The organism is Roseomonas sp. FDAARGOS_362 (genome assembly GCF_002754815.1).
Taxonomy (GTDB): Bacteria; Pseudomonadota; Alphaproteobacteria; order Acetobacterales; family Acetobacteraceae; genus Roseomonas; species Roseomonas mucosa.
In genome coordinates, this window is the sequence record NZ_CP024588.1 from 3170591 (window position 1) to 3192474 (window position 21884).

General features: G+C 71.7%; 21 protein-coding genes. 14 read left to right on the top strand and 7 right to left on the bottom strand.

All coding sequences use genetic code 11. The features are described 5' to 3' along the window. Positions 1–20: 20 nt before the first annotated feature. The 6 genes from CTJ15_RS19025 to CTJ15_RS19050 form a co-directional block, all read right to left on the bottom strand. Entirely contained in the window at positions 21–1448 is a 1428-nt protein-coding gene (locus CTJ15_RS19025; protein WP_193009621.1) for a glycosyltransferase family 1 protein, read from the bottom strand. Beyond that, on the bottom strand, positions 1445–4417 hold the full coding sequence (locus CTJ15_RS19030) for a glycosyltransferase (RefSeq protein ID WP_099781846.1): 2973 nt from the start codon (positions 4415–4417) through the stop codon (positions 1445–1447). Before CTJ15_RS19030 ends, CTJ15_RS19025 begins: the two co-directional genes overlap by 4 nt. 23 nt (positions 4418–4440) lie before the next feature. After that, positions 4441–4785, bottom strand: coding sequence for a hypothetical protein (locus tag CTJ15_RS19035; RefSeq protein ID WP_193009622.1), 345 nt, complete (start codon positions 4783–4785; stop codon positions 4441–4443). A 102-nt stretch (positions 4786–4887) separates the two neighbouring features. After that, positions 4888–5619, bottom strand: a complete 732-nt coding sequence (locus CTJ15_RS19040) for an ABC transporter ATP-binding protein (RefSeq protein WP_019460171.1) — start codon at positions 5617–5619, stop codon at positions 4888–4890. 7 nt (positions 5620–5626) lie between these two features. Further along, a complete protein-coding gene (locus CTJ15_RS19045; protein ID WP_075822901.1) occupies positions 5627–6463 on the bottom strand; it encodes an ABC transporter permease in 837 nt (278 codons plus the stop codon). A gap of 147 nt (positions 6464–6610) precedes the next feature. Continuing rightward, a complete protein-coding gene (locus CTJ15_RS19050; protein WP_019460173.1) occupies positions 6611–7036 on the bottom strand; it encodes a glycine zipper 2TM domain-containing protein in 426 nt (141 codons plus the stop codon). A 462-nt stretch (positions 7037–7498) separates the two neighbouring features. On the opposite strand from CTJ15_RS19050, the gene CTJ15_RS19055 reads away from it, so the two are divergent. The 11 genes from CTJ15_RS19055 to CTJ15_RS19105 all read left to right on the top strand — a co-directional run bounded on the left by CTJ15_RS19055 (position 7499) and on the right by CTJ15_RS19105 (position 17566). Then, the gene (locus CTJ15_RS19055; protein WP_226945985.1) at positions 7499–8977 is read left to right on the top strand and encodes a lytic transglycosylase domain-containing protein; all 1479 of its coding nucleotides are present in this window, start codon (positions 7499–7501) and stop codon (positions 8975–8977) included. Positions 8978–8993: 16 nt separating this feature from the next. Then, entirely contained in the window at positions 8994–9338 is a 345-nt protein-coding gene (locus CTJ15_RS19060) for a hypothetical protein (RefSeq protein WP_058389973.1), read from the top strand. A 46-nt stretch (positions 9339–9384) separates the two neighbouring features. Continuing rightward, complete coding sequence (locus CTJ15_RS19065; protein WP_019460176.1) at positions 9385–10116, top strand: aspartate/glutamate racemase family protein; 732 nt, start codon at positions 9385–9387, stop codon at positions 10114–10116. A 289-nt stretch (positions 10117–10405) separates the two neighbouring features. Continuing rightward, the gene (locus tag CTJ15_RS19070) at positions 10406–11491 is read left to right on the top strand and encodes a flagellar motor protein MotB (protein WP_075822623.1); all 1086 of its coding nucleotides are present in this window, start codon (positions 10406–10408) and stop codon (positions 11489–11491) included. Further along, on the top strand, positions 11488–12354 hold the full coding sequence (gene motA / locus CTJ15_RS19075) for a flagellar motor stator protein MotA (RefSeq protein WP_099781849.1): 867 nt from the start codon (positions 11488–11490) through the stop codon (positions 12352–12354). The genes CTJ15_RS19070 and motA overlap by 4 nt, the downstream gene beginning before the upstream one ends. 49 nt (positions 12355–12403) lie before the next feature. Next, a complete protein-coding gene (locus CTJ15_RS19080) occupies positions 12404–12838 on the top strand; it encodes a PaaI family thioesterase (RefSeq protein WP_019460179.1) in 435 nt (144 codons plus the stop codon). Between the two features lie 447 nt (positions 12839–13285). After that, the gene (locus CTJ15_RS19085) at positions 13286–14353 is read left to right on the top strand and encodes a methionine ABC transporter ATP-binding protein (protein WP_075822624.1); all 1068 of its coding nucleotides are present in this window, start codon (positions 13286–13288) and stop codon (positions 14351–14353) included. Next, positions 14353–15027: a methionine ABC transporter permease gene (locus CTJ15_RS19090; RefSeq protein WP_019460181.1), complete on the top strand. Its 675-nt coding sequence runs from the start codon at positions 14353–14355 to the stop codon at positions 15025–15027. Before CTJ15_RS19085 ends, CTJ15_RS19090 begins: the two co-directional genes overlap by 1 nt. 49 nt (positions 15028–15076) lie before the next feature. Beyond that, the gene (locus tag CTJ15_RS19095) at positions 15077–15898 is read left to right on the top strand and encodes a MetQ/NlpA family ABC transporter substrate-binding protein (protein ID WP_099781850.1); all 822 of its coding nucleotides are present in this window, start codon (positions 15077–15079) and stop codon (positions 15896–15898) included. A gap of 11 nt (positions 15899–15909) precedes the next feature. After that, the gene (locus tag CTJ15_RS19100) at positions 15910–16743 is read left to right on the top strand and encodes a MetQ/NlpA family ABC transporter substrate-binding protein (protein ID WP_019460183.1); all 834 of its coding nucleotides are present in this window, start codon (positions 15910–15912) and stop codon (positions 16741–16743) included. Between the two features lie 10 nt (positions 16744–16753). After that, positions 16754–17566, top strand: coding sequence for a MetQ/NlpA family ABC transporter substrate-binding protein (locus CTJ15_RS19105; RefSeq protein WP_019460184.1), 813 nt, complete (start codon positions 16754–16756; stop codon positions 17564–17566). A gap of 307 nt (positions 17567–17873) precedes the next feature. Here CTJ15_RS19105 and CTJ15_RS19110 read toward each other — a convergent pair whose 3' ends face one another. Then, the gene (locus tag CTJ15_RS19110) at positions 17874–18074 is read right to left on the bottom strand and encodes a DUF1674 domain-containing protein (protein WP_027297237.1); all 201 of its coding nucleotides are present in this window, start codon (positions 18072–18074) and stop codon (positions 17874–17876) included. Between the two features lie 42 nt (positions 18075–18116). On the opposite strand from CTJ15_RS19110, the gene htpX reads away from it, so the two are divergent. From htpX to CTJ15_RS19125, 3 genes are all read left to right on the top strand, one after another. After that, positions 18117–19067, top strand: coding sequence for a zinc metalloprotease HtpX (gene htpX / locus CTJ15_RS19115; RefSeq protein ID WP_019460186.1), 951 nt, complete (start codon positions 18117–18119; stop codon positions 19065–19067). A gap of 314 nt (positions 19068–19381) precedes the next feature. Further along, positions 19382–20932 (top strand): ABC transporter substrate-binding protein, encoded by a 1551-nt coding sequence (locus CTJ15_RS19120; protein ID WP_075822905.1) that lies wholly within the window; start codon positions 19382–19384, stop codon positions 20930–20932. Next, the gene (locus tag CTJ15_RS19125) at positions 20932–21882 is read left to right on the top strand and encodes an ABC transporter permease (RefSeq protein ID WP_075822906.1); all 951 of its coding nucleotides are present in this window, start codon (positions 20932–20934) and stop codon (positions 21880–21882) included. Before CTJ15_RS19120 ends, CTJ15_RS19125 begins: the two co-directional genes overlap by 1 nt. Positions 21883–21884: the final 2 nt, after the last annotated feature.

Sequence of the window (21884 nt, forward strand, 5' to 3'; positions counted from 1 at the left end):
GCCTCAGGCGCGGCGCCCGCTCAGCCCAGCGCCGCCAGCACGGCGGCGGCGGTGTCCGACCAGGGCACCGGGCGGAAGCCGTCGCGGATATCGGCCTCCAGGGCGGCGAGGTGTTCCGGATTCCCGATCAGGGCACGGGCGGCGGCGGTGGCGCCGGTGGCGTTGTCCGGGTCGAGATAGGCGCAGAAGCGTCCCCCGGCCTCCGGCACCGAGGCGCGGTCGGAAGCGAGGCAGGCCCGCCCGAAGCTCAGGCTTTCCGTCACCGGCAGGCCCCAGCCCTCGTAGAAGGAGGGAAAGAAGGTGAAGCGGCAGTCGCGATAGAGCAGGCGCAGGTCGGAATCGCTCGGCGAGCCGGCCAGGACCAGCTTGCCGCCGAGATTCGCCGTGTTGCGGATCTGGCCGAGCAGGTCCTGCACCAGCCAGCCGGCCCCGCCGGCGAAGACCAGGCGCGGCACCTCCCGCTCCGGCATCTCCTCCAGCAGCCGCCGCCAGACGCGGAAGGCGAGCGCGTGGTTCTTGCGTGCCTCGATCGTGGACACGAAAAGGACATAGCCCGGGTCGCCCGGTGGCGGCGGCACGGCGGGCACGGCCTGACGCGGGGCGCCGAAGCCGGTGCCGATAGGGAAGGCGGTGATGCGCGGCGCCGGGGCGATGCCCTGTTCCGCCACCCATGCCGCCGCGTCGCGCGCCGTGGCCCCGGAGATGGCCAGCACATGGTCCACCTGCGGCAGGGTGCGGCGCAACCAGGGGCCGAAGACCCGCATCAGCCCCGGATCGGTCCATTCCGGGTACTTCACCGCGATCAGGTCATAGAGGACCAGGGCGATGCGCAACCCGCTGCGCGCCTTCATCCGCCCCAGCACCGGGCCGTAATCCGGATGCGCCCAGGGCGCGCCGGGGATCAGCAGCGTGTCGCCCGGCCCGGGCTCCACGGCCGCGCGCTCCGGCGCCTTCGCGCTTCCGCCCTTGCCGGGGCGCGGCAGGGGGCGTGGCAGGGGGCGTGGCAGGGCGCCTGCCACGCCGCGCAGGGCCTGGCGCAGCTCCGAGGCGACCGAGGCCTGCGCCACGGTGGCGCGGGCCAGGGGGATGCGGATGCCGCTCGGCAGCCAGCCCGCCGCCTGCCGCAGCATCCCGCGCCGGGCCTCCGCCACGGGCGCCGCGACATGCTCCGCCACCACCGCATGCCCGTCGCGGCCCGGCGGCGGGGTGTCGTCGCCGCCGGAAAGCCGGGCATAGAGCGCCTCCAGCTCCGCCCATTCCACCGCACGCAGCCCTTCGCGCGGCGGCACGGCGCGGCAGAAGCGCACGCCGGGATGCGGCGCCAGGGCGCGGCAGAGCTCGAAGGCAAGGCGCTGGATGCCGGAAAGCCGGTGGCGGATCGCGGCGTAGTCGAGCAGGTCGCCGACCTCGACCCAGAGCACCGGCGACGGAGGGGCGGCGGCGCTCATGAGGAAAGCAGGCCCTGGAACCAGCCGGGCAGGGAGGCCCCTGCCGCCGGGACCGCCCTGCCGCCCGCGCCACGCTCCGCCAGGACGCAGCCGCGCCGTTCCAGCGCTCGCAGCGCCCACCGCCGGGCTTCGGCCGGTGGACTGGCCAAGGGGCGCAGCAGCAGGTCGCCCGGCGCGGGGCACAGCGGCCTCGGCACGAGATCGGCGAAGCGGCGCCCGAGCAGCGGGAAGACGGCCTCGGGCGCTGTCCGGTAGGCGCCGGCCGGGGCCGCCCGCGTTCCCGCCGGAAGCGTGGCGCCGTCCTCCGCCGGCATCTCGAAGCGGACGGGCTCCACGCGGAGCGCCGGGGGATGCGCCAGCAGCAGGCGCTCCAGCTCCGCCGGGTCCGGCCAGCCATCGGTCACGTCCAGAAACAGGAAGGGCGGCCGGCGCGGCGGGAAATTGGCCAGGCTGGCTTGGGCGACGGAGGCCCAGTCCTCGGCGCTGCCGCGCGGCAGCAGGGCGCCATGGAAGGGATCGCCCAGCCGGAGGAAGGCGCCGGGCCTGTCGTAGAACGCCTCGATCGCCTCGCGATAGGCCAGCCCGATCCGCTCGGGGGATAGCGTCTCCCGCACCCATTCCCGTGCCCGTGCGCCGAGTTGGCGGCCCGAGGCGGGGTCCTGCAGCAGATCCTGCAGCACGGCGCGCAGCTCCCCATCCCCGAACCGTTCGGGAATGGCGCGGAGGCAGCCATCCGGCACCTGCGACATGGTGCCATGGCGGTTCACCACCACGGGAAGCCCCGCCGCGAGGCAGTCGATCAGGGCGCCGGAGGTCTCGCCGCGCGAATGGTCGCGCAGTTGGACCGCGATATCGGCCGCCGCCATCCAGTCGGCATAGTCCTGGGGCGAGACCCGTCCGGTCAGCCGCAGGGTGGCGCCTTCGCGCGGGAGGTCGAGCTGCTCCACCGCCTCGCCCACCAGCGCCAGGAGCGGCCGCTTCCCCGCGTGGTGCAGTCCATGGCAGGCCGCGACGAGACGGTCCGGCAGCTTGCTGGCTGTCAGGATGCCGAAGCTGGCGATGACCGGGAGATCCGGTGCCAGCCCCAGGCGCCGGCGGGCGGCGGCCCGGTCGCCCTTCGGAGGAAGCCGGCGCAAATGCGGGATGATGGCAGGCTCCCCCGCCGTGGCCGCGTCGTAGTGCCGCCGCGTCCATTCGGCGGCGTGCAGCGAGTGCTGGATCACGCCGATCGTGTCGCGCAGCACCGGCAGGCTGCAGGGCCAGGCGCGGGTCGCGGCGATATCGCCCTCGCGCAGCCAGGTCAGGACGGCGGGCCAGCCGTGGGAGGCATGCAGCGCCGCGACGAGACGCTCCCGGTCGCCCTCCCGGTAGGCCCGCCAGAGCGCGTGGCCGGACAGGAAGGAATCGTGCAGCGTCGCCACCCCTGGCTGCTCCGCCAGCAGGCCCCGATACTGGAAGTCGTGGAGATCGGAATTGCCGAGCTGGTGGAGCACCCGGTCGAAGCGTTCCCCCAGGTTCCCGAAGGTGCCGGCATCCAGCACCGGAAAGGCGCCCCGCAGCCGCTCGTCCTCGGTCAGGCCGCTCTCGCAGACCAGGGTGACGTCGTAATGGCGCGCCAGGGCCGGGGCGAGCTCACGCGTATAGTCGGCGATGCCGGTCGGCTGCGGCGGCAGGGGCGAGACCAGGGCGAGGCGCGGCAGGCGCCGCCCGGGCACGAGATGGGCGGGACGGTCCCGGAGACGCGGGGCTTCCAGCAGGGCCTCCAGCGCCGACCAGCTGCGTGCCGCGGTATCCGCCCAGCCGAAGCGTGCCGCCTGGGCCGGGGCATGGGCCAGGAGCTGTGCGCGGAAAGCGGGCTCCGCCAGGGCGCGCGTCATCACCCGGGCGATATCCGCCGGATCACGCGGGTCGAACAGCGCCTCCTCCAGTCCGATCACTTCCGGCAGGCTGCCGGCGCGGCTGCCGATCGCCGGGGCGCCGCAGGCCATGGCCTCCAGCACCGGCAGGCCGAAGCCCTCGTAGAAGGAAGGAAGCACCGAAAGGTCGCAGGCCGCGTAGAGCGCCGGCAGGTCCGCCTCCGGCACGAAGCGGATCAGCACCGCTTCCTCCGCCCCGAGGCCGGCCGCCTTGCGGGCCAAGGCGAATTCCGCGGGGTCCGTGGCGCCGACGATCACCAGCTGGTGCCGGGCCCGCAACGCCGGCGGCAACAGCGCCTGGGCCCGCAGCAGCCCAGCCTCGTTCTTGCGCGGGTCGCCGCCGCCGACAAAGAGCACGAAGCCGTCGCGCAGCCCGTAGCGGGCGAGCAGCGCCTGCTTCCGCGTTGCGTCCATTCGCTGCGGGCCGAAGACCGCGCTGTACCCGGCGCGGATATTGACCACCCGGTCGCCGGGCAGGGCGAGATGCTCCATGGCGTCCTGCCGGCTGGCCTCGGAAATGGCGAGCAGCAGGTCGGCCTCGGCCATCTCGTGCAGGCAGCGGAAGTACCAGTCCTTCAGCCGCTGCGCCCCCGCCCAGGGGCCATCGAGATAGTCCTCTCGCTGGATCAGCGGGATCAGGTCGTAGCAGACCGCCGCCGTGGCCGGCCGTGCCCGGTCGGGCGGCCAGCGTGCGATCACGTCGTCGGATGAACCCTCGAAGAGGCTGGTCGCCAGGAGCAGGTCCGGCGCCAGCGCGGCGATGGCCTCGGCCCGCAGGATCTCACCCGCCGTGCGCCGGGCGGGACGAGGCTCGGTGACATCCGGCGCGCCGGCGGGGCCCCACCAGAGATGGAAGGCGGAATCCGGCAGGACCTCGCCGAAGGCTTCCCGCAGCGCGTCGCCGCCATCGCCCAACGTGCCGTTGAGCAGCAGGTGCACCTCGTGCCCCCGGGCCTCCTGCGCCAGGGCGAGCGCCAGGTCGCGCGAGTAGCGCCCGATGCCGCGAAGGCGGCTCGTGCCCTGGGCGCCCTGCATGTCGATCAGCAACCGCATCGGTATTCCGCCGCTTTCCGCGTTCAGATCCCGCCATGCCGCGCCGCGAGGCGCAGGAAGGCGGAGCGTTCCGCATCTGACAGGACCGGTGGCGGCTGCAGCCGCACACCCTGCACGGAGATGTGGGCGGGAAGCGCGGCTCCTTTGGAAAGCCGCTCATAGGCCATGAAGCGATGAACCAGCCTGGCCTTCAACCCTGGGCTCAGGGCCGCGAGGCGCAGGCCGATCATGCGCGCGATGGGGATCGCCCGATAGGCACGTACCCCCTTCCGGAAGCCCTGGCGCAACTGGCGCTTCCAGGGTTCCGGAAGATCCCGCAGCGGCGCCAGCAAGGACCGTTTCAACGGCTTGTCGTCTCGTTCACCCATCGGGCGAGAGCGATAACGGCAGCAGTCCGGGGAAGCAACCAGGCGGGGGGACAAAGGCACGCGACGGGCCGCCCGGCCCGGGAACGGGAAGCCGGATGGGCCTCAGGCGGCGCCCAGGATCTCGTCCACCGTGCCGTCGGCGGTGATGCGCCCGGCCTCCAGCCGGATGGCGCGGTTGCACCAGCGGCGCACCACGTTGAAGTCGTGCGTGGCGATGACCATGATCTCCGCCTTGTCCACCAGCGCCGCCAGCCGCTCCTCGGCCTTGCGCATGAAATCCGCGTCGCCGGCCGAGAACCATTCGTCCATCAGCAGGATGTCGGGGTTCATGGTGGTGGCCATCGCGAAGGAGAGGCGGATGCTCATGCCGGCGGAATAGCCGCGGATCGGCACGTCCAGGAACTCGTCCAGACCGGAGAAGGCGGCGGCCTCGCGCTCCAGCCCGGCGATCTCGGCGTCGCCAAGGCCACGGAAGAGCCCGCGCAGGCGGATGTTCTCGCGCCCCGTGGAATCCGGGTCCATGCCGGCCGCCGGGTCGATCAGCGAGCCGATCTCCCCCTCCACCCGCAGCGACCCGCCGACAGGCTCGTAGATTCCGGCCAGCGTCCGCAGCAGCGTGGTCTTGCCCGCGCCGTTGTGCCCGACCAGCGCCACGCGCTCGCCCGGGCGGATGGTGAAGGTGAGGTCGCGCAGGGCGTTCACCACCACGCGGTTGGACTCGTCCGTGCTCACCCGCACCGCCGCCTTGGCCAGCAGCCGCTTCTTCAGCGAACGGGAAGCGACGTGGTAGAGCGGGAACTCGATGTTGAGCCCCTGGGCCTCGATGATAGCCATGTCGTCGTCAGACCCAGAAGGCGAGGCGGCCGCGGAAGCGGACGAAGAAGCCCAGGGCCAGCCCCGTGGCGGCCAGGGTATAGAGGATGGCGCCGACCCAGGCCATCATGGCCCCGCCGCCATCCACCAGCGGGCCGCGCAGCACTTCCAGCAGGTCGTAGAAGGGGTTCAGCGGCAGCCAGGCCTGGGTCGCGGGGCTCAGCAGGTCGGCCTTCCAGATCACCGGACTCATGAAGAAGGCGAGCTGCATGATGTTGGTCACGATCGGCCCGACATCGCGGAACCGGGCACAGACCATGCCCAGGAAGACCGAGGCCGCCAGGGCGTTCAGGAAGAAGATCAGCAGCCCGGGGACCAGCAGCACGACCTCCGGCCCCGGCCAGCGGTTGAAGATCGCCAGCACGAGGAAGAGCAGGGGGATGTTGTGCGCCGCCGTCAGCACGTTGCGGAAGACGCAGCGCAGCGCATGGGTGGTGAAGGGCAGGCGCATCTGCCGGATCACCCCTTCCGCGCCGGTCAGCGCCGTGCAGGCATCCGTCACCAGGCCGTTGATCACGTTCCAGACCACGAGGCTGACCGCCAGGTGCGGCAGGTAGTCGCGCAGGCTGATGCCGAGCAGGCGGGAATAGAGCAGCCCCAGCCCCGCCAGCATCGCGGCGGTGGAAAGGGTCAGCCAGAAGGGCCCGATCACCGAGCCCCGGTAGCGGTTGCGCAGGTCGAGTCGTGCCAGCGCCCAGCTCAGCCGCCAGGTCTGCAGGCCGGAGGACAGGTCCTCCATGGCGCGGGAGAGGCGTCGTGGGTTGCTCGCGTCGATCTGGAAGACGGGCGACGGCTGGGCGGTCATGGCGGGCGTGCCTATACGAAGCCGCGGGGCGCCACAACCTGTCTTGCGGGCAGGGCGGCCCCGCCCTGCCCGCCGGAACCCCTGGCGGGCCGTGCCGCCGGGGGAGGGCCTTCCTTCCCCCGGTGCCCTCGCGGGGCCTTTACCGTCCTACTTGGGCGCGTAGGCACCGATCGGACGGGCGGAGACGCCGGTGGCCGGCGGCGGGGCGCCAATGGCCCGGCCGATGCGCACCTGGTCGGGACCATGGGTGATGAAGACCCGGTCGCCGACCTGCAGGTTGTCCTCGTTGGTCTGCACCACGGCGATGTCGCCGCCATTGTCCTGCTGGATGATGAACTCGATGGCCTGGCCGGTGCCGGTCCCGCGCTCGATCGCATTGCCGGCGAGCCCGCCCAGCACCGCGCCGCCCAGGCCGCCCAGCACGTTGCTGCGCCAGTCGCCGCCGATGAAGGAGCCGGCCACGCCGCCCGCCACCGCGCCCGCCGCGGTGCCCACCCCGCTGCGGCCGCTCTGGACCGTCACCGGCCGCGTGCCCTTGACCACGCCATAGGTCACGGCCGCCGGCACGCCCATGGTCGCGCTGCTGTAAGTCGCGCCCGTGTTCTGTGGCGCGCAGGCGGCCAGGCCGCCGGCCAGGGCCAGTGAAACCAGGCAGAGCCGAAGAGCAGCCGAAGACGAACGATGCGCCCGGGAATGGCTTGTTATACGACGCATGAGGCGTTCCTTTCGGAAAGGCAGAGTGTCTTCTGCGCGGAATGTGGCGAGAAGGGGGCGCCAACGTGACGTGGATCGCACAGCGGCGCCAGCCCGCGATATGCATCGTAGAGTCTCCACTTGCTTCATGCCCAGGCTTCCGTTAGCCCTTTCCGCCGCAGGCACCGTCTGCACCGCGGCTTCCGGCCGTTTCGCCAGCGTGGGGGCGCCGGCGATCGGCCAAGCCGGAAGGACCGCGGGAGTACCGAGGATTGGGGGGATTGGGGGATGCTTCCTCGCGGGTTTGATCGGCGCGGCCTGACCGCGCGCGTGCGGGGAGCGATGACGCTGTCGCTTCTGGCCTGTGTGGCCGCCTGCGGCAGCCAGCAGGTCGCGACCAGCTCGTCCCGGCACATCTACGATTCCTCCTCCAACTACCACCGCCCCGCCTCCTACGACCCGCCCGGCCCGCCCGGCGATCCCTGGGGCCCCTATATCCGCGATGCCTCCAAGCGGTTCGACGTGCCGGAGCGCTGGATTCGCGAGGTGATGCGCCAGGAGAGCGCGGGCCGGACCACGGCCACCAGCCCGGTGGGCGCCATGGGCCTGATGCAGGTGATGCCCGGCACCTATGCCGAGCTCGCCTCCCGCTACGGGTTCGGGAACGACCCCTACCACCCCTATGACAGCATCATGGCCGGTGCCGCCTATATCCGGGAGATGTACGAGCTCTACGGCAGCCCGGCCTTCCTCGCCGCCTACAACGCCGGCCCCCGCCGCCTGGAGGACTACCTCTGGGGCGGCAAGGGCCTGCCCGCCGAGACCCGCAACTACGTCGCCCGGATCGGGCCGCGGATCGTGGACGCCCATCCGTCCCACCGCGCGCCGCCGGAGGTCTATGCCGCCGCCGACATCCCGCTGCGCATCCCGGCCGGGCCGCGCCGCGGCGACACCGCCACCATGCTGGCGCTGCGCGACCAGCGCCGCGCCGTCGATCCGGGCGTGAAGGTCGCGACGCTGCCGCCCGGCCCGGTGATCCGCATGGAGCCCATCCCCGACGGCTCGACCAGCATCGCCTCGGCCCCGCCGCCAGCCGTGCAGGTGGCCAGCCTGGGCAACGGCCCGGTCATCGCCATGGAGCCCATCCCGGACGGTTCCACCCGCTCCTCCTCCGGTTCCTACGCCCCGCGGGGCACCGTCGTCGCCATGGCGCCGATCCCGGATGGTTCCACCAGCCCCGCCGCTTCCCGCCTGGGCGGCAATGTGGTGGCGATGGACCCGATCCCCGACGGCTCGACCACGCGCAGCGAGGCCGCTCCCACCACGGGCCGGATCGAGACTGCCTTCAGCCGCCAGGAAATCATGCCGACCCCGCCGGCCTTCGCCGCCGGCGCCCGGGCCGCCGAGCCCACCGGCCGCGCCAGGGCGCCCCGCAGCGCCCCCGTGGAACTCGCCGAGGCCTCCGCGCCGCGCCGCGCCGCGCCGCCCCAGACGCTGAGCCTCGTCGGCACCGCCCATGCCGGCACCCTGTCCCGCCCAGGCCTGAGCACGGCCACCGCCGCGCCGGGCACCGGCAGTTGGGCCGTGCAGGTCGGCGCCTATGCCAGCGAAAGCCAGGCCCGCACCGCCGCCAACCAGGCTCGCTCCAAGATCCCGGCCAATGGCGTGCGCGTCGCCGTGCAACCGGTGATGCAGGGCAAGACCGTGCTCTATCGCGCCCGGGTCATGGGCCTGTCGCGCGACGGTGCCCAGAACGCCTGCGAGAAGCTGCGCAGCGGCCGCGGCGCCTGCATGACCCTGTCGCCCGACTCCCAGAGCTGAGCGAAGGCCATCCGGCGTGACCGACGCTCCCGCGCCGGTCACGCCGGATGGCCGCTACCTCGTGGTGCGCGGCCGGCTCTGGCGCCGCGCCGATCCCGCCCTTCCCGAATCCGAACGCGGGGCGCTGGTCCAGGCCCTGATGCGGGCCCGCCGTGCCGTGCGCGAGGCTGGCCGGCAGGGCGACACGGAGGCACTGCGCGCCGCGCGGCAGGCGGTGGACGAGGCCAAGCGGGGCCTGGGCGAGCGCGGCCCGGTCTGGTGGCAGGACGGCGCCCCCGACTACAATCGCCACCTAGCGCGCAACACGCCCTATGCCGGCTGGTACGCCGCGCTGGAAACGGCCCCGCCGGAACGGGGCTGAACGGCCCCTTCGCAATCCCGCCCGCGCGGGGCATCCTGCCCGGCCGATGCGCCTCCTCCTCCTCAACGGCAACACCGACCCCGCGATGACCGAGCGCCTGCGCCACCATGCCGAGGCCTGGCTGGCCCGGCAGGGACGCGGCGATGTCGAGCTGATCCCCTGCACCGCCCGCTTCGGCGCCCGCTACATCGCCACCCGCGCCGCCGTGGCCGTGGCCGGGCATGCGGTGCTGGAGGCCATCGCCGAGCGGGACCCGGCGGTGGACCGCATCGCCATCGCCTGCTTCGGCGAGCCCGGCTTCCTGGCGGCGCGCGAGATCTCCCGCGTTCCCGTGCGCGGCATGGCCGAGGCCAGCATCGCCGCCGCCCTGGCGCTGGCCCCCGGGGCCCGGATCGCCCTGCTGACCGGCGGCGAGGCCTGGGTGCCGATGCTGCGGGAACATGCCTTCGCCCTGGGCCATGGACCGGACCGCATCCTGGTCCGCGCCGTGCCGCCCGCCGGCGACGTCCTGGCGCGCGACCCGGACGGCGCGGCCCGGCTGCTGGCCAAGGCGGCGGAGGCCGTCATCGCGGAAGGGGCTGCCGCGGTGGTGCTGGGTGGCGCCGGGCTGGCAGGCCTGGCCCCCGCCGTGGCGGCGCATCTGCCCGTGCCGGTGCTGGACAGCCTCGACTGCCTGATGGAAGCCAGTCTCGGCGAACCCCTGCCATTTCTGCCGCCGCCGTCCTCCGCCCCATCCCTGGACCTCTCCCCGGCCCTCGCCCGACGTCTCGGCGGCTGATCCGGGCAACGTCCTCGCTTCGGGTGTTGCCCTTGTGGGTCGCGCCCAGGGGGAGGCGCTGCCTCCCCTGACCCCCTCCGCCGGGGACCAAGCCGCCCCCCGGGCCCCGGGCTTTCGTTGGCGCCTGTGGCAGCCGCTTTTCCGCGGCTTGATTCCCGGGAGCAGGTAGAAACGCGGGATTCCCGGAAAGCAGAGGTGGCACCGGCAGTCCGCCGGAGAGCATGGCTATCCGGCGCGATCCGACAAAGCCCCGGCCCGCATAACCGCCGCTTAAGGACTGCCATGCAGGATGCGCGCCGACGGCAGCGCAGCATGGGGCACGGAGAGCGTGGCGAGAACCCGCAACCAGGGACCGACGATCGTCATCCGGCGGGAGGAAGGGGGCGAGGCTGGCCATCATGGCGGCGCCTGGAAGGTCGCCTATGCCGATTTCGTCACGGCCATGATGGCCTTCTTCCTGCTGATGTGGCTGCTCAACGCCACCACGGAGCAGCAGCGCAAGGGCATCGCCGACTACTTCGCGCCAAGCAACCTGATGTCCCAGTCCACCTCCGGCAACGGCCAGCCTTTCGGCGGCAGCACGCCGCATTCCCCCGGCCAGCTTTCCACCGACACCAGCAGTCCGCGGATCGAGACCGGCCCCCGTCCGGTGCTGCAGGACATCGAGGTGGAGGACGAGACCGAGACCCCCGCCCAACCGGTCGCGACGCGCGAGGCGCCGCCCGGCCCGGACGATGCCCCCGACGCGAAGCCGGGGCAGGCGGCGGTCGCCGTCTCCGCTCCCGGCGACGGCGGAAACGGCGCGGCGCGGCGCGACGCCGACCTCGCCGCCGCATCGGAGACCGCGCTGCGGCGGGAGCTGGAGAAGCGGGAGCGCGATGCGCTGGAGCAGCTGGCCGGCCAGCTCCGCGCCGCCGTGGCGGGCGACCCGGTTCTGGCGGAGCTGGCGCAGCAGTTCCGGGTGGAGCAGGTGCCGGAGGGGTTGCGGATCCAGCTCTTGGATTCGGAGGGCAAGCCGATGTTCACCTCCGGCGGCAACACGCTGAACGAACGCTCCCGAGCCCTGGTCGCCAAGGTCGCCTCGGTGATCCGCCGCGTGCCCAACGCGGTGTCCATCACCGGCCACACTGACGCCACCCCCTTCCGCACGGACGCCCGCAGCAACTGGGACCTGTCGGCCGAGCGCGCCAATGCCACGCGCCGCCTGCTGGTGGAGAACGGGGTGGGCGAGAACCGCCTGCGCAGCGTCGCCGGCCTGGCGGAGCGCGAGCCGCTGCTGCCCGAGGCGCCGGAGGCCGCGGCCAACCGCCGCGTCTCCATCCTGCTGCTGCGCCAGGCGCCGCAGCCCCCCGCGACCGGAGCGACGCCGCGATGAACGCGATCCTGGGCCTCGCCGTGATGCTGGGCTGCGTCTTCGGCGGCTATGTGCTGGCAGGCGGCAAGTTCGACATCATCATGCACGCCCTGCCGCACGAGATGATGGTCATCGGTGGCGCCGCGCTGGGCACATTCATCATGGCCAACAGCCTGAACGACATCAAGCACACGCTGGGCGGGCTGGCGAAGGTGCTCAAGGGCTCGCGCTTCCGCAAGGCGCAGTATGTCAGCATGCTCAGCCTGCTCTTCTTCCTGGTGCGGCTGGCGCAGCAGAAGGGCAACATGGCGCTGGAGCCGCATATCGAGAAGCCGGAGGAAAGCACCGCTTTCGGCCATTTCCCCGATATCCAGAAGGACCACCACGCCGTCCTGCTGATCTGCGACTACCTGCGCATGATCGGCATGAACGCCGACGACCCGCACCAGATCGAGGATGTGATGGCCCGCGAACTCAAGAAGATGCGGGATGAGGAGCTGCACCCCTCCCACGCCCTGCAGAGCATCGCGGACGCGCTGCCGGCGCTGGGCATCGTCGCGGCGGTGCTGGGCGTGATCAAGACCATGGCCAGCATCGACCAGCCGCCCACGGTGCTGGGCGGCATGATCGGCGGCGCGCTGGTCGGCACCTTCCTCGGCGTGCTGCTGGCCTATGGCATGGTGGCCCCCGTGGCCGCCCGGCTGAAGGGCGTGGTGGTGGAGGAAGCCAAGTTCTATGAGGTGATCCGCGCCGTGCTGGTTGCCCATCTGCAGGGCAATGCCCCCCAGGTGGCGGTGGAGACCGGCCGCAAGATGGCGCCCAGCCAGCACATGCCGAGCTTCCAGGAGCTGGAGACAACTCTGCAGGAGCTTCAGATCGCCTGAGGCCTGGGGAACTTGACGCGGGGGCCGGCCTGCTGCCACCGCTTCTCGCATGAGCGAGATCCAAGAACGGGCCGGCGGCCTGCCCAATCACCTGGGCTTCGAGGTTGAGGAATGGCGCGAGGGCTATGCCCGCGTCGGTTGCGAAGTGATCCCGGAGCTCCTGAACTTCGCCGGGATCATGCATGGCGGGGCGATCATGGCCCTGGCCGACCAGGCGGCCGGCATGGCGGGCCTGTGGTGCTCGGTGCCGGGTCATGTCCGCTATGGCGTGACGGTGGACCTCAACTGCCGCTTCGCCAACCGGGTGCCCCCGGGCCGGGTGGTGGCGGAGGCCAAGGTGGTCTCGCAGGGCCGCAGCACCTATTTCGTGCAGTTCGAGATCTTCGACGCCCACCACAAGCTGGTGGCCTTCGGTTCCAGCACGCACCGGGTACGCAAGGGCAGCGAGAGCCTGGAAGGCGTACCCGGTCCGGTCCGCGAATAGGGCGGGGCCTCGATCGAGAGGGGTATGGGCATCGGGCGACGAGGTAATAATCCGTCCGGCGATCGTGCATTTTCCGCATCTGCTTGACAGGGCGGGACAACCCCCCTAACTCCGCCGCTGTCCTGCTGCCGGAATCATGCTGGCCGGGGCCGCGGGCGATTTGACGGATGCAGCTTGCGCCGCGTCACCAAGAGCTAAAGCGCCAGGAAGCGAATGCCGGCCGTTCCGGTCCTGCTTCGTGGGTCATCCGACGGTGTTGGAGGATCGCGATGCGCCGCATCATGCGTCTGGTCGGGAAAGGCTGAGGCGGTCCGCCCCGGACAGAGGGTCCGGCGGCGCAGACCGGATCTGCCGGATCGTCATGTGGCCTCCGTCGCCATTCATGCGACGCCAGGCCGGACCGGAGGCGAGGATGCCTCCCAAGAAGCTTCCTGACCGGGTTTTCTCATGTCTTCACAAGAACAGGCACCGGCCGCCATCCGGCTCCGCGATCTGACACGCTGCTTCACCGCGCGCGGGGCGGAGACGCTGGCGCTGGACGGCGTCTCCCTCGATGTGGCGCCGGGCGAGGTCTATGGCATCGTCGGCCGCTCCGGCGCCGGCAAGTCCACGCTGATCCGCTGTGTCAACCTGCTGGAACGCCCGGATACGGGCCGGGTCGAGGTGCTGGGCCGCGACATGCTGGCGCTGGACGATGCCGGGCTGCGCCAGGCGCTGCGCGGCATCGGCATGGTCTTCCAGCACTTCAACCTGCTTTCCTCCGCCACGGTGGCGGAGAACATCGCCTTCCCGCTTTCCATCGCCGGGGTCGGCCGCGCGGCGCGCGAGGCGCGGGTGCGGGAGCTGCTGCCGCTGGTCGGGCTGGAGGGCAAGCGCGACGCCTATCCGGCGCAGCTCTCGGGCGGGCAGAAGCAGCGCGTCGGCATCGCCCGCGCCCTGGCCTCGGACCCGAAGGTGCTGCTTTGCGACGAGGCGACCAGCGCGCTGGACCCCGAGACCACCGCCGACATCCTGTCCCTGATCCGGTCGCTGCGTGACCGGCTGGACCTCACCGTGCTGCTGATCACCCATGAGATGGCGGTGGTGAAGGCGATCTGCGACCGCGTGGCGGTGATGCAGGCCGGGCGGATCGTGGAGCAGGGCCGGGTCTTCGACGTCTTCACGCGGCCGCAGCAGGCCGTCACCCGCCTCTTCGTGGCGGAGGTGATCGGCCATGCCGTGCCGCCCGGCACCGTCGCCCGCCTGCCCGCGCCGCAGCCGGGTGAGGAGCGGCGCCTGCTTCAGGTGCTCTTCGCCGGGCCGCATTCCACCCGCGCGGTGGTGAGCGAGGCCTCGCGCCGCTTCGGGCTGGACCTGAACATCGTCTCTGGCCGCATCGACGAGATCGGCGGCGAGCCCTTCGGCCTGATGGCGCTGGCGGCCTATGGCGCGCCGGCGCAACTGGCCCAGGGCGTGGAATGGATGCGCTCGCTCGGCCTCGACGTGGCCGAGGTGAAGGAAGGGGAAGCCCGCTGATGCCCAACCTGTTCCCCTGGCTGCCGCCCGCCTTGCAGGACCTGATGATCGACGCGGCCTGGGAGACGATCACCATGGTCTTCGTTTCCGTCCTGGTGGCGGTGGCGATCGGCCTGCCCCTGGCGCTCCTCCTCTACAGCACCGGCCAGGGCGGGCTGCGCCCGAACGGCTGGATCAACCGGCCGCTGGGCCTGTTGATCAACGCGGTGCGCTCCACGCCCTTCATCATCCTGATGGTGGCCATCGTACCCTTCACCCGGCTGGTCGCCGGCACCTCGATCGGCACCGCCGCCGCCATCGTGCCGCTGGCGCTGGCCTCCACCGCCTTCATTTCCCGCCTTTTCGAAGGCGCGCTGCGCGAGGTGGACCGGGGGGTGATCGAGGCCGCCCGCGCCATGGGCGCGACGCGGATGCAGATCCTGACCCGCGTGCTGGTGCCCGAGGCGATGCCCGGCATCATCGCCGCCGTCACCGTCACGCTGGTGAGCCTGGTCGGCTATTCCGCCATGGCGGGCGCCATCGGCGGCGGCGGGCTCGGCGATCTCGGCATCCGCTTCGGCTACCAGCGTTTCATGCCGGAGGTGATGGCGACCGTGGTCGTCATCCTGATCCTCTTCGTCCAGGGCCTGCAATCGCTGGGCGACTGGCTGGTCCGCCGCGTCAGCCATCGCTGAACGGCGGGACGCCACACGACGAACGTCACACGACATGGGAAGGAAGAACATGACCATCGCACGCCGCGCGGCGCTTGCCGCCCTCCTCGCCACTCCGGCCCTCACCGCCGCGACCCGCGCCCATGCCCAGGGCGCGGAGATCGGCACCGCCGCCCGCCCGCTGAAGATGGGCGTCACCGCCGGCCCGCACGCCCAGGTGATGGAGATGGTGCGCGACATCGCCGCCAAGGACGGGCTGGTCATCCGCATCATCGAGTTCACCGACTACATCCAGCCCAACGTGGCGCTCGCCTCGGGCGACCTGGACGCGAACTCCTTCCAGACCCAGCCCTTTCTGGAACAGCAGGTGAGGGATCGCGGCCTCAAGCTGGTCTCGGTGGCCAAGACCCTGACCTTCCCGATGGGTATCTATTCGAAGAAGGTCAAGTCGGTGGACGCGCTGCCGCAGGGCGGCCGCATCGCCATCCCCAACGACCCGACCCAGGGCGGGCGCGGGCTGATGCTCTTCGCCCAGGCGGGCGCCATCCAGTTGCCGGCCAATGCCGATGTGCGCGTGACCGTCGCCGACATCACCGGGAACCCGAAGCGCCTGCGCATCGTGGAGCTGGAGGCGGCGCAGCTCCCCCGCGCGCTGGACGACGTGGACGCGGCGGCGATCAACACCAACTATGCCCTCACCGCCGGGCTGCAGCCCACCCGCGACGCCATCGCCATCGAGCGCAGCGACAGCCCGCATTCCAACCGCATCGTGGTGCGCCAGGGTGACGAGGAGAAGCCCTGGGTGAGGAAGCTGGTCCGCGCCTACCAGAGTGACGAGGTGAAGGCCTTCGTGGCGGAGACCTTCTCCGGTTCCGTCATCCCGGCCTTCTGAGGGGCAGCGCCATGCTTCGCCGTCCCCTTCTCGCCGCCGGCCTCCTGGCCGGCGGTGCGCTCCTCCGTCCCGCCATCCTCCGCGCCCAGGCGGGGAGCCAGGGCGCGGCCGGGATCGGCAGCGCCGCCCGTCCGCTCAGCATCGGCGTCACCGCCGGGCCGCACGCCCAGGTGACGGAGAAGGTGCGCGAGCTCGCCGCCAGGGACGGGTTCGTGCTGCGCCTGGTCGAGTTCACCGACTTCATCCAGCCCAATGCGGCTCTGGCCTCGGGCGACCTCGACAGCAACTCCTACCAGCACCGCCCCTTCCTGGAGCAGCAGATCCGGGACCGCGGCTACAAGCTCGCCGCGGTGGCCAGGACGCTGGTCTTTCCGCTCGGCATCTATGCGCCGAAGTACAAGGCCCTGTCCGACCTGCCGCAGGGCGGGCGCGTGGCCATCCCCAACGACCCGTCCAATGGCGGCCGGGCCCTGCTGCTGCTGGCCAAGGCCGGGCTGATCCGTCTGGCACCGGGCGCCGATTTCCGCGCCACCGTGGCGGATATCGCGGAAAACCCGAAGCGCCTGCGCATCGTGGAACTGGAGGCGGCGCAGATGCCGCGCGCGCTGGGCGACGTGGATGCGGCGGTGGTGATCACCGACTACGCCCTTATCGCCGGGCTGGACCCGGCGAAGGACGCGCTGCTTCGCGAGGATGCGGACAGCCCCTATGCCAACATCCTCGTGGTGCGCGAGGCCGACCGGGACACCCCCTGGGTGAAGCGGCTGGTGGCCGCCTATCACCGCGACGAGATCCGCGCCTTCGTGCGCGATACCTTCCACGGCAATGTCGTGCCGGCCTTCTGAGGAGCATCCCATGAATCGGCGCCCCCTCCTGCTGGCCACGGCCGGCGGGCTCTTCCTTCCCGGCATCCTGCGGGCGCAGGACGCCGCGGGGATCGGCACGGCGGCCCGGCCCTGCCGCGTCGGCGTCACCAGCGGTGTCCACGCCCAGGTGCTGGAGCAGGTGCGCGACGTTCTGGCCCGCGACAACTTCGTGGTGCGGATCACCGAGTTCGGCGACTTCATCCAGCCGAACGTGGCCCTGGCGGGCGGCGATATCGACGCCAACACCTATCAGCACCAGCCCTTCCTCGACGCGCAGAAGGCGCAGCGCGGCTACGACTTCGTGCCGGTGGGCAAGACCGTGCTGACCGTGATGGCGGTGTTCAGCCGCAAGCTGAAGTCGCTCGCCGACCTGCCGCAGGGTGGGCGCGTGGCCATCCCCAACGACCCGACCAATGGCGGCCGCGCCCTGCTGCTGCTGGCCCAGGGCGGCGCCATCAAGCTGGCCCCCGGCGTGGACTTTCGCGCCACCGTGGCGGATGTGGTGGAGAACCCGAAGCGCCTGCGCTTCGTGGAGCTGGAGGCGGCGCAGATCGCCCGCTCCCTCGACGATGTGGACGCCGCCGCCATCACCGGCAACTACGCCGTTCCCGCCGGGCTGAACCCGCTGAAGGACGGGCTGGTGAAGGAGGGCGCCGAAAGCGTCTATACCTGCCTCGTCGTGGTGCGGCGCCAGGATGCCGGTGCCGCCTGGGCCAGGAAGCTCGCCTCCGGCTACGCCGCGCCGGAAATCAAGCGCTTCGTCGAGGAGAAGTTCGGCGGCGCGGTGATCGTCGGCGCCTGAGAGCGGGTGGCGGCGTCCGGCTCCCGGCCGGCCGTCGCCCTTGCGGCCGGGCAGGACGGCACCCGGAGGGCGACATGGTGGTGTGGCAGCCGTGCCGCACCACCCGTTTCCAAGCGCATTCGCGATTCGGTCCAGGAACGAAAAAAGAACATCGGGACAGGAAACCGGCGGAAAACAGTCGGATGGCCCGATTCGGCGCCTGTCTCCGAAGCGCCATCGACGACTCGGAGATCCTTCTAGATCTTGTGGCTCCCGTTCCAGGAAGCCCGGCTGCGGTTCGTGGCCTGTTCACCCCTTCGGGCGTGGCTCAGAAATCGCTGACCCGGCCCTTGCGCTCCCAGTCGCCGTAGCGGGTCGGCTCAGGACCGGTCGGCCCGCCGATCTCGGGCGGCAGGGCGCGCTCCTCCTGCTTCCCGCCATCGGGCGGGGGGCCATCGGGCGCGGCGGCCGGCGCCGGGTCGTCCTGCTTCCGTGGGACATTCGTGGGGGAGGCGGGTTTCTCGCTCATGATCCCCCATATGAGGCGGGACAGAGCCGGGAGAAATACCCGATGAACGGGACACTGCGGACGACGGTCCTTCTGGCGGGGCTGATGGCCCTCTTCGCCGGGGTGGGCTTCCTGCTGGGCGGCAGGCAGGGGATGGTGATCGCCCTGCTCATGGCCGGCGGCATGAACCTCTGGGCCTGGTGGAACAGCGACCGGGCCGTGCTCCGCATGCACAACGCCCAGCCCATCGGTCCGGGCGCTGCGCCTCGCCTTCATGCCATGGTGCAGGAACTGGCCGGCCGCGCCGGCCTGCCCATGCCCGCCCTCTATCTGATCCACGAGGCCCAGCCCAACGCCTTCGCCACCGGCCGCGACCCGCGGAACGCCGCGGTCGCCGTCACCTCCGGCCTGCTGGAGATGATGCCGGAGGAGGAGGTGGCCGGGGTGGTGGCGCATGAGCTGGCACATATCCGCAATCGCGACACGCTGATCATGACCGTCACCGCCTGCCTCGCCGGCGCCATCGGCTTCCTGGCGCATTTCGGCGGGCTGCTCGGGGGCGGGCGGGACAACCGCAACCCGCTGGGCTTCCTTGGCGTGCTGGTGATGATCGTGGCGGCCCCGCTGATGGCCATGCTGGTGCAGATGGCCATCAGCCGCGCCCGGGAATACGAGGCCGACCGTCTCGGCGCCCGGATCGCCGGTGGGCCGCAGGGCCTGGCCAGCGCCCTGATGCGGCTGGAAGGCGCCCGCCACGCCATCCTCAACCGCTCCGCCGAGGCGCATCCCGAAAGCGCGCCCCTCTTCATCGTCAACCCGCTCTCGGGGCAGGGGATGGACAACCTCTTCTCCACCCATCCCAGCACCGAGAACCGGGTCCGCGCCCTGTTGGGCAATGGCGCCACGGCCGCGCCCCCGGTGGGCGGCATCCGGGGCGGCACCGCGCCACGCGGTCCCTGGAGCGGCGGCTCGGTGCCGCCGACCGCCGGGCGTCGCCGGGGGCCCTGGGGATAGCGCAAGGCCGGACCGGACAGGCGGAGCGCGGCCCCGGATGGCGGGGGAGGTGGCGCCTGTCCCGCGACAGGGTGCCGCCAGCCGGACGGGCTTTCCCGCCGGCCCTGCCTCATTCCCGGGCAAGCCGGCAACGCGCCGGCCGACATCACCCGCGAAACTGCCATGGCACGGTGATTGCTCCCGCTCCCCACGCTGCCGGGGTTGCTGTTGCGCTGCGATCGGGCCGAGCATGCGCGGGGGAGGATCGCCCGCCGCCCGGCCCGCCGGTCCGCGCGATGGGGTCTGCCTCGACAGCCCGAGACGGAGGCCTGCCGATGACGACCACCCGCCGTGCCCTTCTGGCCCGCAGCCTCGCGGCGCCTGCCCTGGCCTCGCTGGCCGCGGGCGGCGCGCTGTCCTTCCTCGGGCGCCCGGCCCACGCCCAGGCGGCCAGCGGCATCCTCCGTTTCGGCCTGTCCACCTTTCCGCCGAACCTGCAGCCCTGGGCGAGCGCCGGCGCCTCCGCCGGCACGGTGAAGATGCTGGTGCACCGCCGCCTGATCTCCTTCGACGACAAGGGCGGGCTGCGCGGCGAGCTGGCGGAATCCTGGGCGCATGAGGACGGCGCCTGGGTTTTCCGCCTGCGCCGGGACGCGATCTTCCAGAATGGCGAACCGGTGACCGCGGAGGACGTCAAGTGGACGATCGAGCAGATCGCGGGCGAGAAATCCACCGCCTACATGCGCGCGCAGTTCCAGCAGGTGACGCGCATCGAGACGCCGGACGCGAAGACGCTGAAGCTCTATACCAAGGAGCCCATCGCCACCGTCCCGATCTGGTTCAGCAACTACAACATGGCGATCGTCTGGCGGAAATCCTCCGCCAGCGAGCCGGTCGGCGCCGGGCCTTTCCGCATCGCGGGGCAGGAGCGCGGCACCTCCATCGACCTCGTGCCCTTCGACAAGTACCCGCGCCAGGGTTTCCCGAAGCTCAAGGGCGTGAAGCTCACCGTCTATGCGGACGAGAATCTGCGTGTCGCGGCGCTGCAGTCGGGTGACGTGGACCTGATCGAATACGTGCCCTGGCAGTCGATGAGTGCCATCGAGGGCGATCCGCGCCTGAAGATGCAGACGCAGTATGGCCCCTTCATGGACATCCTGTTCAACGGCGCCAAGGGCCCCTTCGCCGATCCCCGCGTGCGCCGCGCCGTGGCCCATGCCGTGCGGCGCGAGGACATCGTGAAGGCAGCTTTCTTTGGCCGCGGCAAGGTGCTGGAGGGCGTGCCGATCGCCGAGGGTACGCCCTGGTACGACGAGACGCTGGCCCATGGCTGGAACTACGACCCGGCGCGTTCCAGGGCGCTGCTGGCCGAGGCGGGCGTGCCGGACGGCTTCCAGTCCACGCTGCTCTCCACGGCGCAGTACGGCATGCACAAGGACACGGCGGAGGTGGTGCAGCAGCATCTCGCCGCCGTCGGTATCCAGTGCGAGCTGCGCCTGCCCGACTGGTCCACCCGCGTTGCCCAGGGCATGCGCGGCCAGTACGAGATCGCCATCCATGGCGTGTCCACCGACAGCAACGATCCGGACGGGCTGTCCGTGGTGATGGACACCTCGCTCTCGCCCACCCATGGCCGCTCCTACATGCTCAAGGCGCCGCGCACGGTGGAGGGGCTGGCGCGCGGCCGGGCCGAGTTCGACCAGGCCAGGCGGGCCGAGATCTACAAGGAGATGCAGCGCGCGGCGCTGGAGGAGGTGCCGCTGGTCGGCCTCGCCTGGCGCGCCCAGGGCTACGCGATGGACAAGGACGTCCAGGGCTTCACCAACCTGCCCGGCGCGCTCACCCTGCTCTCCGGCGCAACGCTGGAAGAGGTGAGCTTCGGCTGATGCTCTGGATCCTCCGCCGCGTCGGCATCTCCCTCGCCCTGGTCTGGGTGGTGGCCAGCATCGTCTTCATGGCCCTGCACCTCGTGCCGGGCGATCCGGCGGAGCTGCTGCTTTCCACCGGCGGCGTCTCCCCCGATCCGGCGGCGGTGGCGGAGCTGCGCGAGCGGCTGGGCCTCGACCTGCCGCTGATGACGCAGTACGGCAGCTTCCTCGCCGGGCTGCTGCGCGGCGACCTGGGTTCCTCGCTGGTCGATGACTACCCGGTGGCGCAGGAGATCGCGCTGCGCCTGCCGCGCACGCTGGAGCTGATCCTCGCCGGCACGCTGCTCGCCGTCGTCTTCGGCATGCCCGCCGGCACCTGGGCGGCGCTGCACCGGGGCGGCGCCTTCGACCGCATCAGCTCCGGCATTGCCGCCTTCCTGCTGGCGCTGCCGGTCTTCGTGGTCGGCACGCTGCTGGTGCTGGTCTTCGCGCAGATGCTGCGGATCATGCCGGCGGGCGGCTACGTGCCCTTCGCGCAGAGTCCTGGCCAGCACCTCATCCTGCTCACCCTGCCGGCCATCGCCATCGGCAAGGGACTGGCCGCCGTGGTCTTCCGCATGACCCGCGCCTCGGTGCTCGACGCGCTGAGCAAGGATTTCGTCCGCACCGCCCGTGCCAAGGGCCTCGGCCCCCGCCGCATCCTGGTACGCCACGTGGTGCGCAACGCGCTGACCCCGGTGCTGACCGTGCTGGCGCTGCACATGGGCTCGCTGCTCGGCGGCACGGTGCTGGTGGAATACGTCTTCAACTGGCCCGGCCTTTCCACGCCGCTGCTGCGCGCGGTGGAGGCGCGGGACTATCCCATGGTGGTCGGCATCGTGCTGGTGATCTCGGCGCTGTTCCTGCTGATCAACCTGCTGACCGACCTGCTCTACGCCGCCCTCGACCCCCGCATCCGGACGGCCTGACC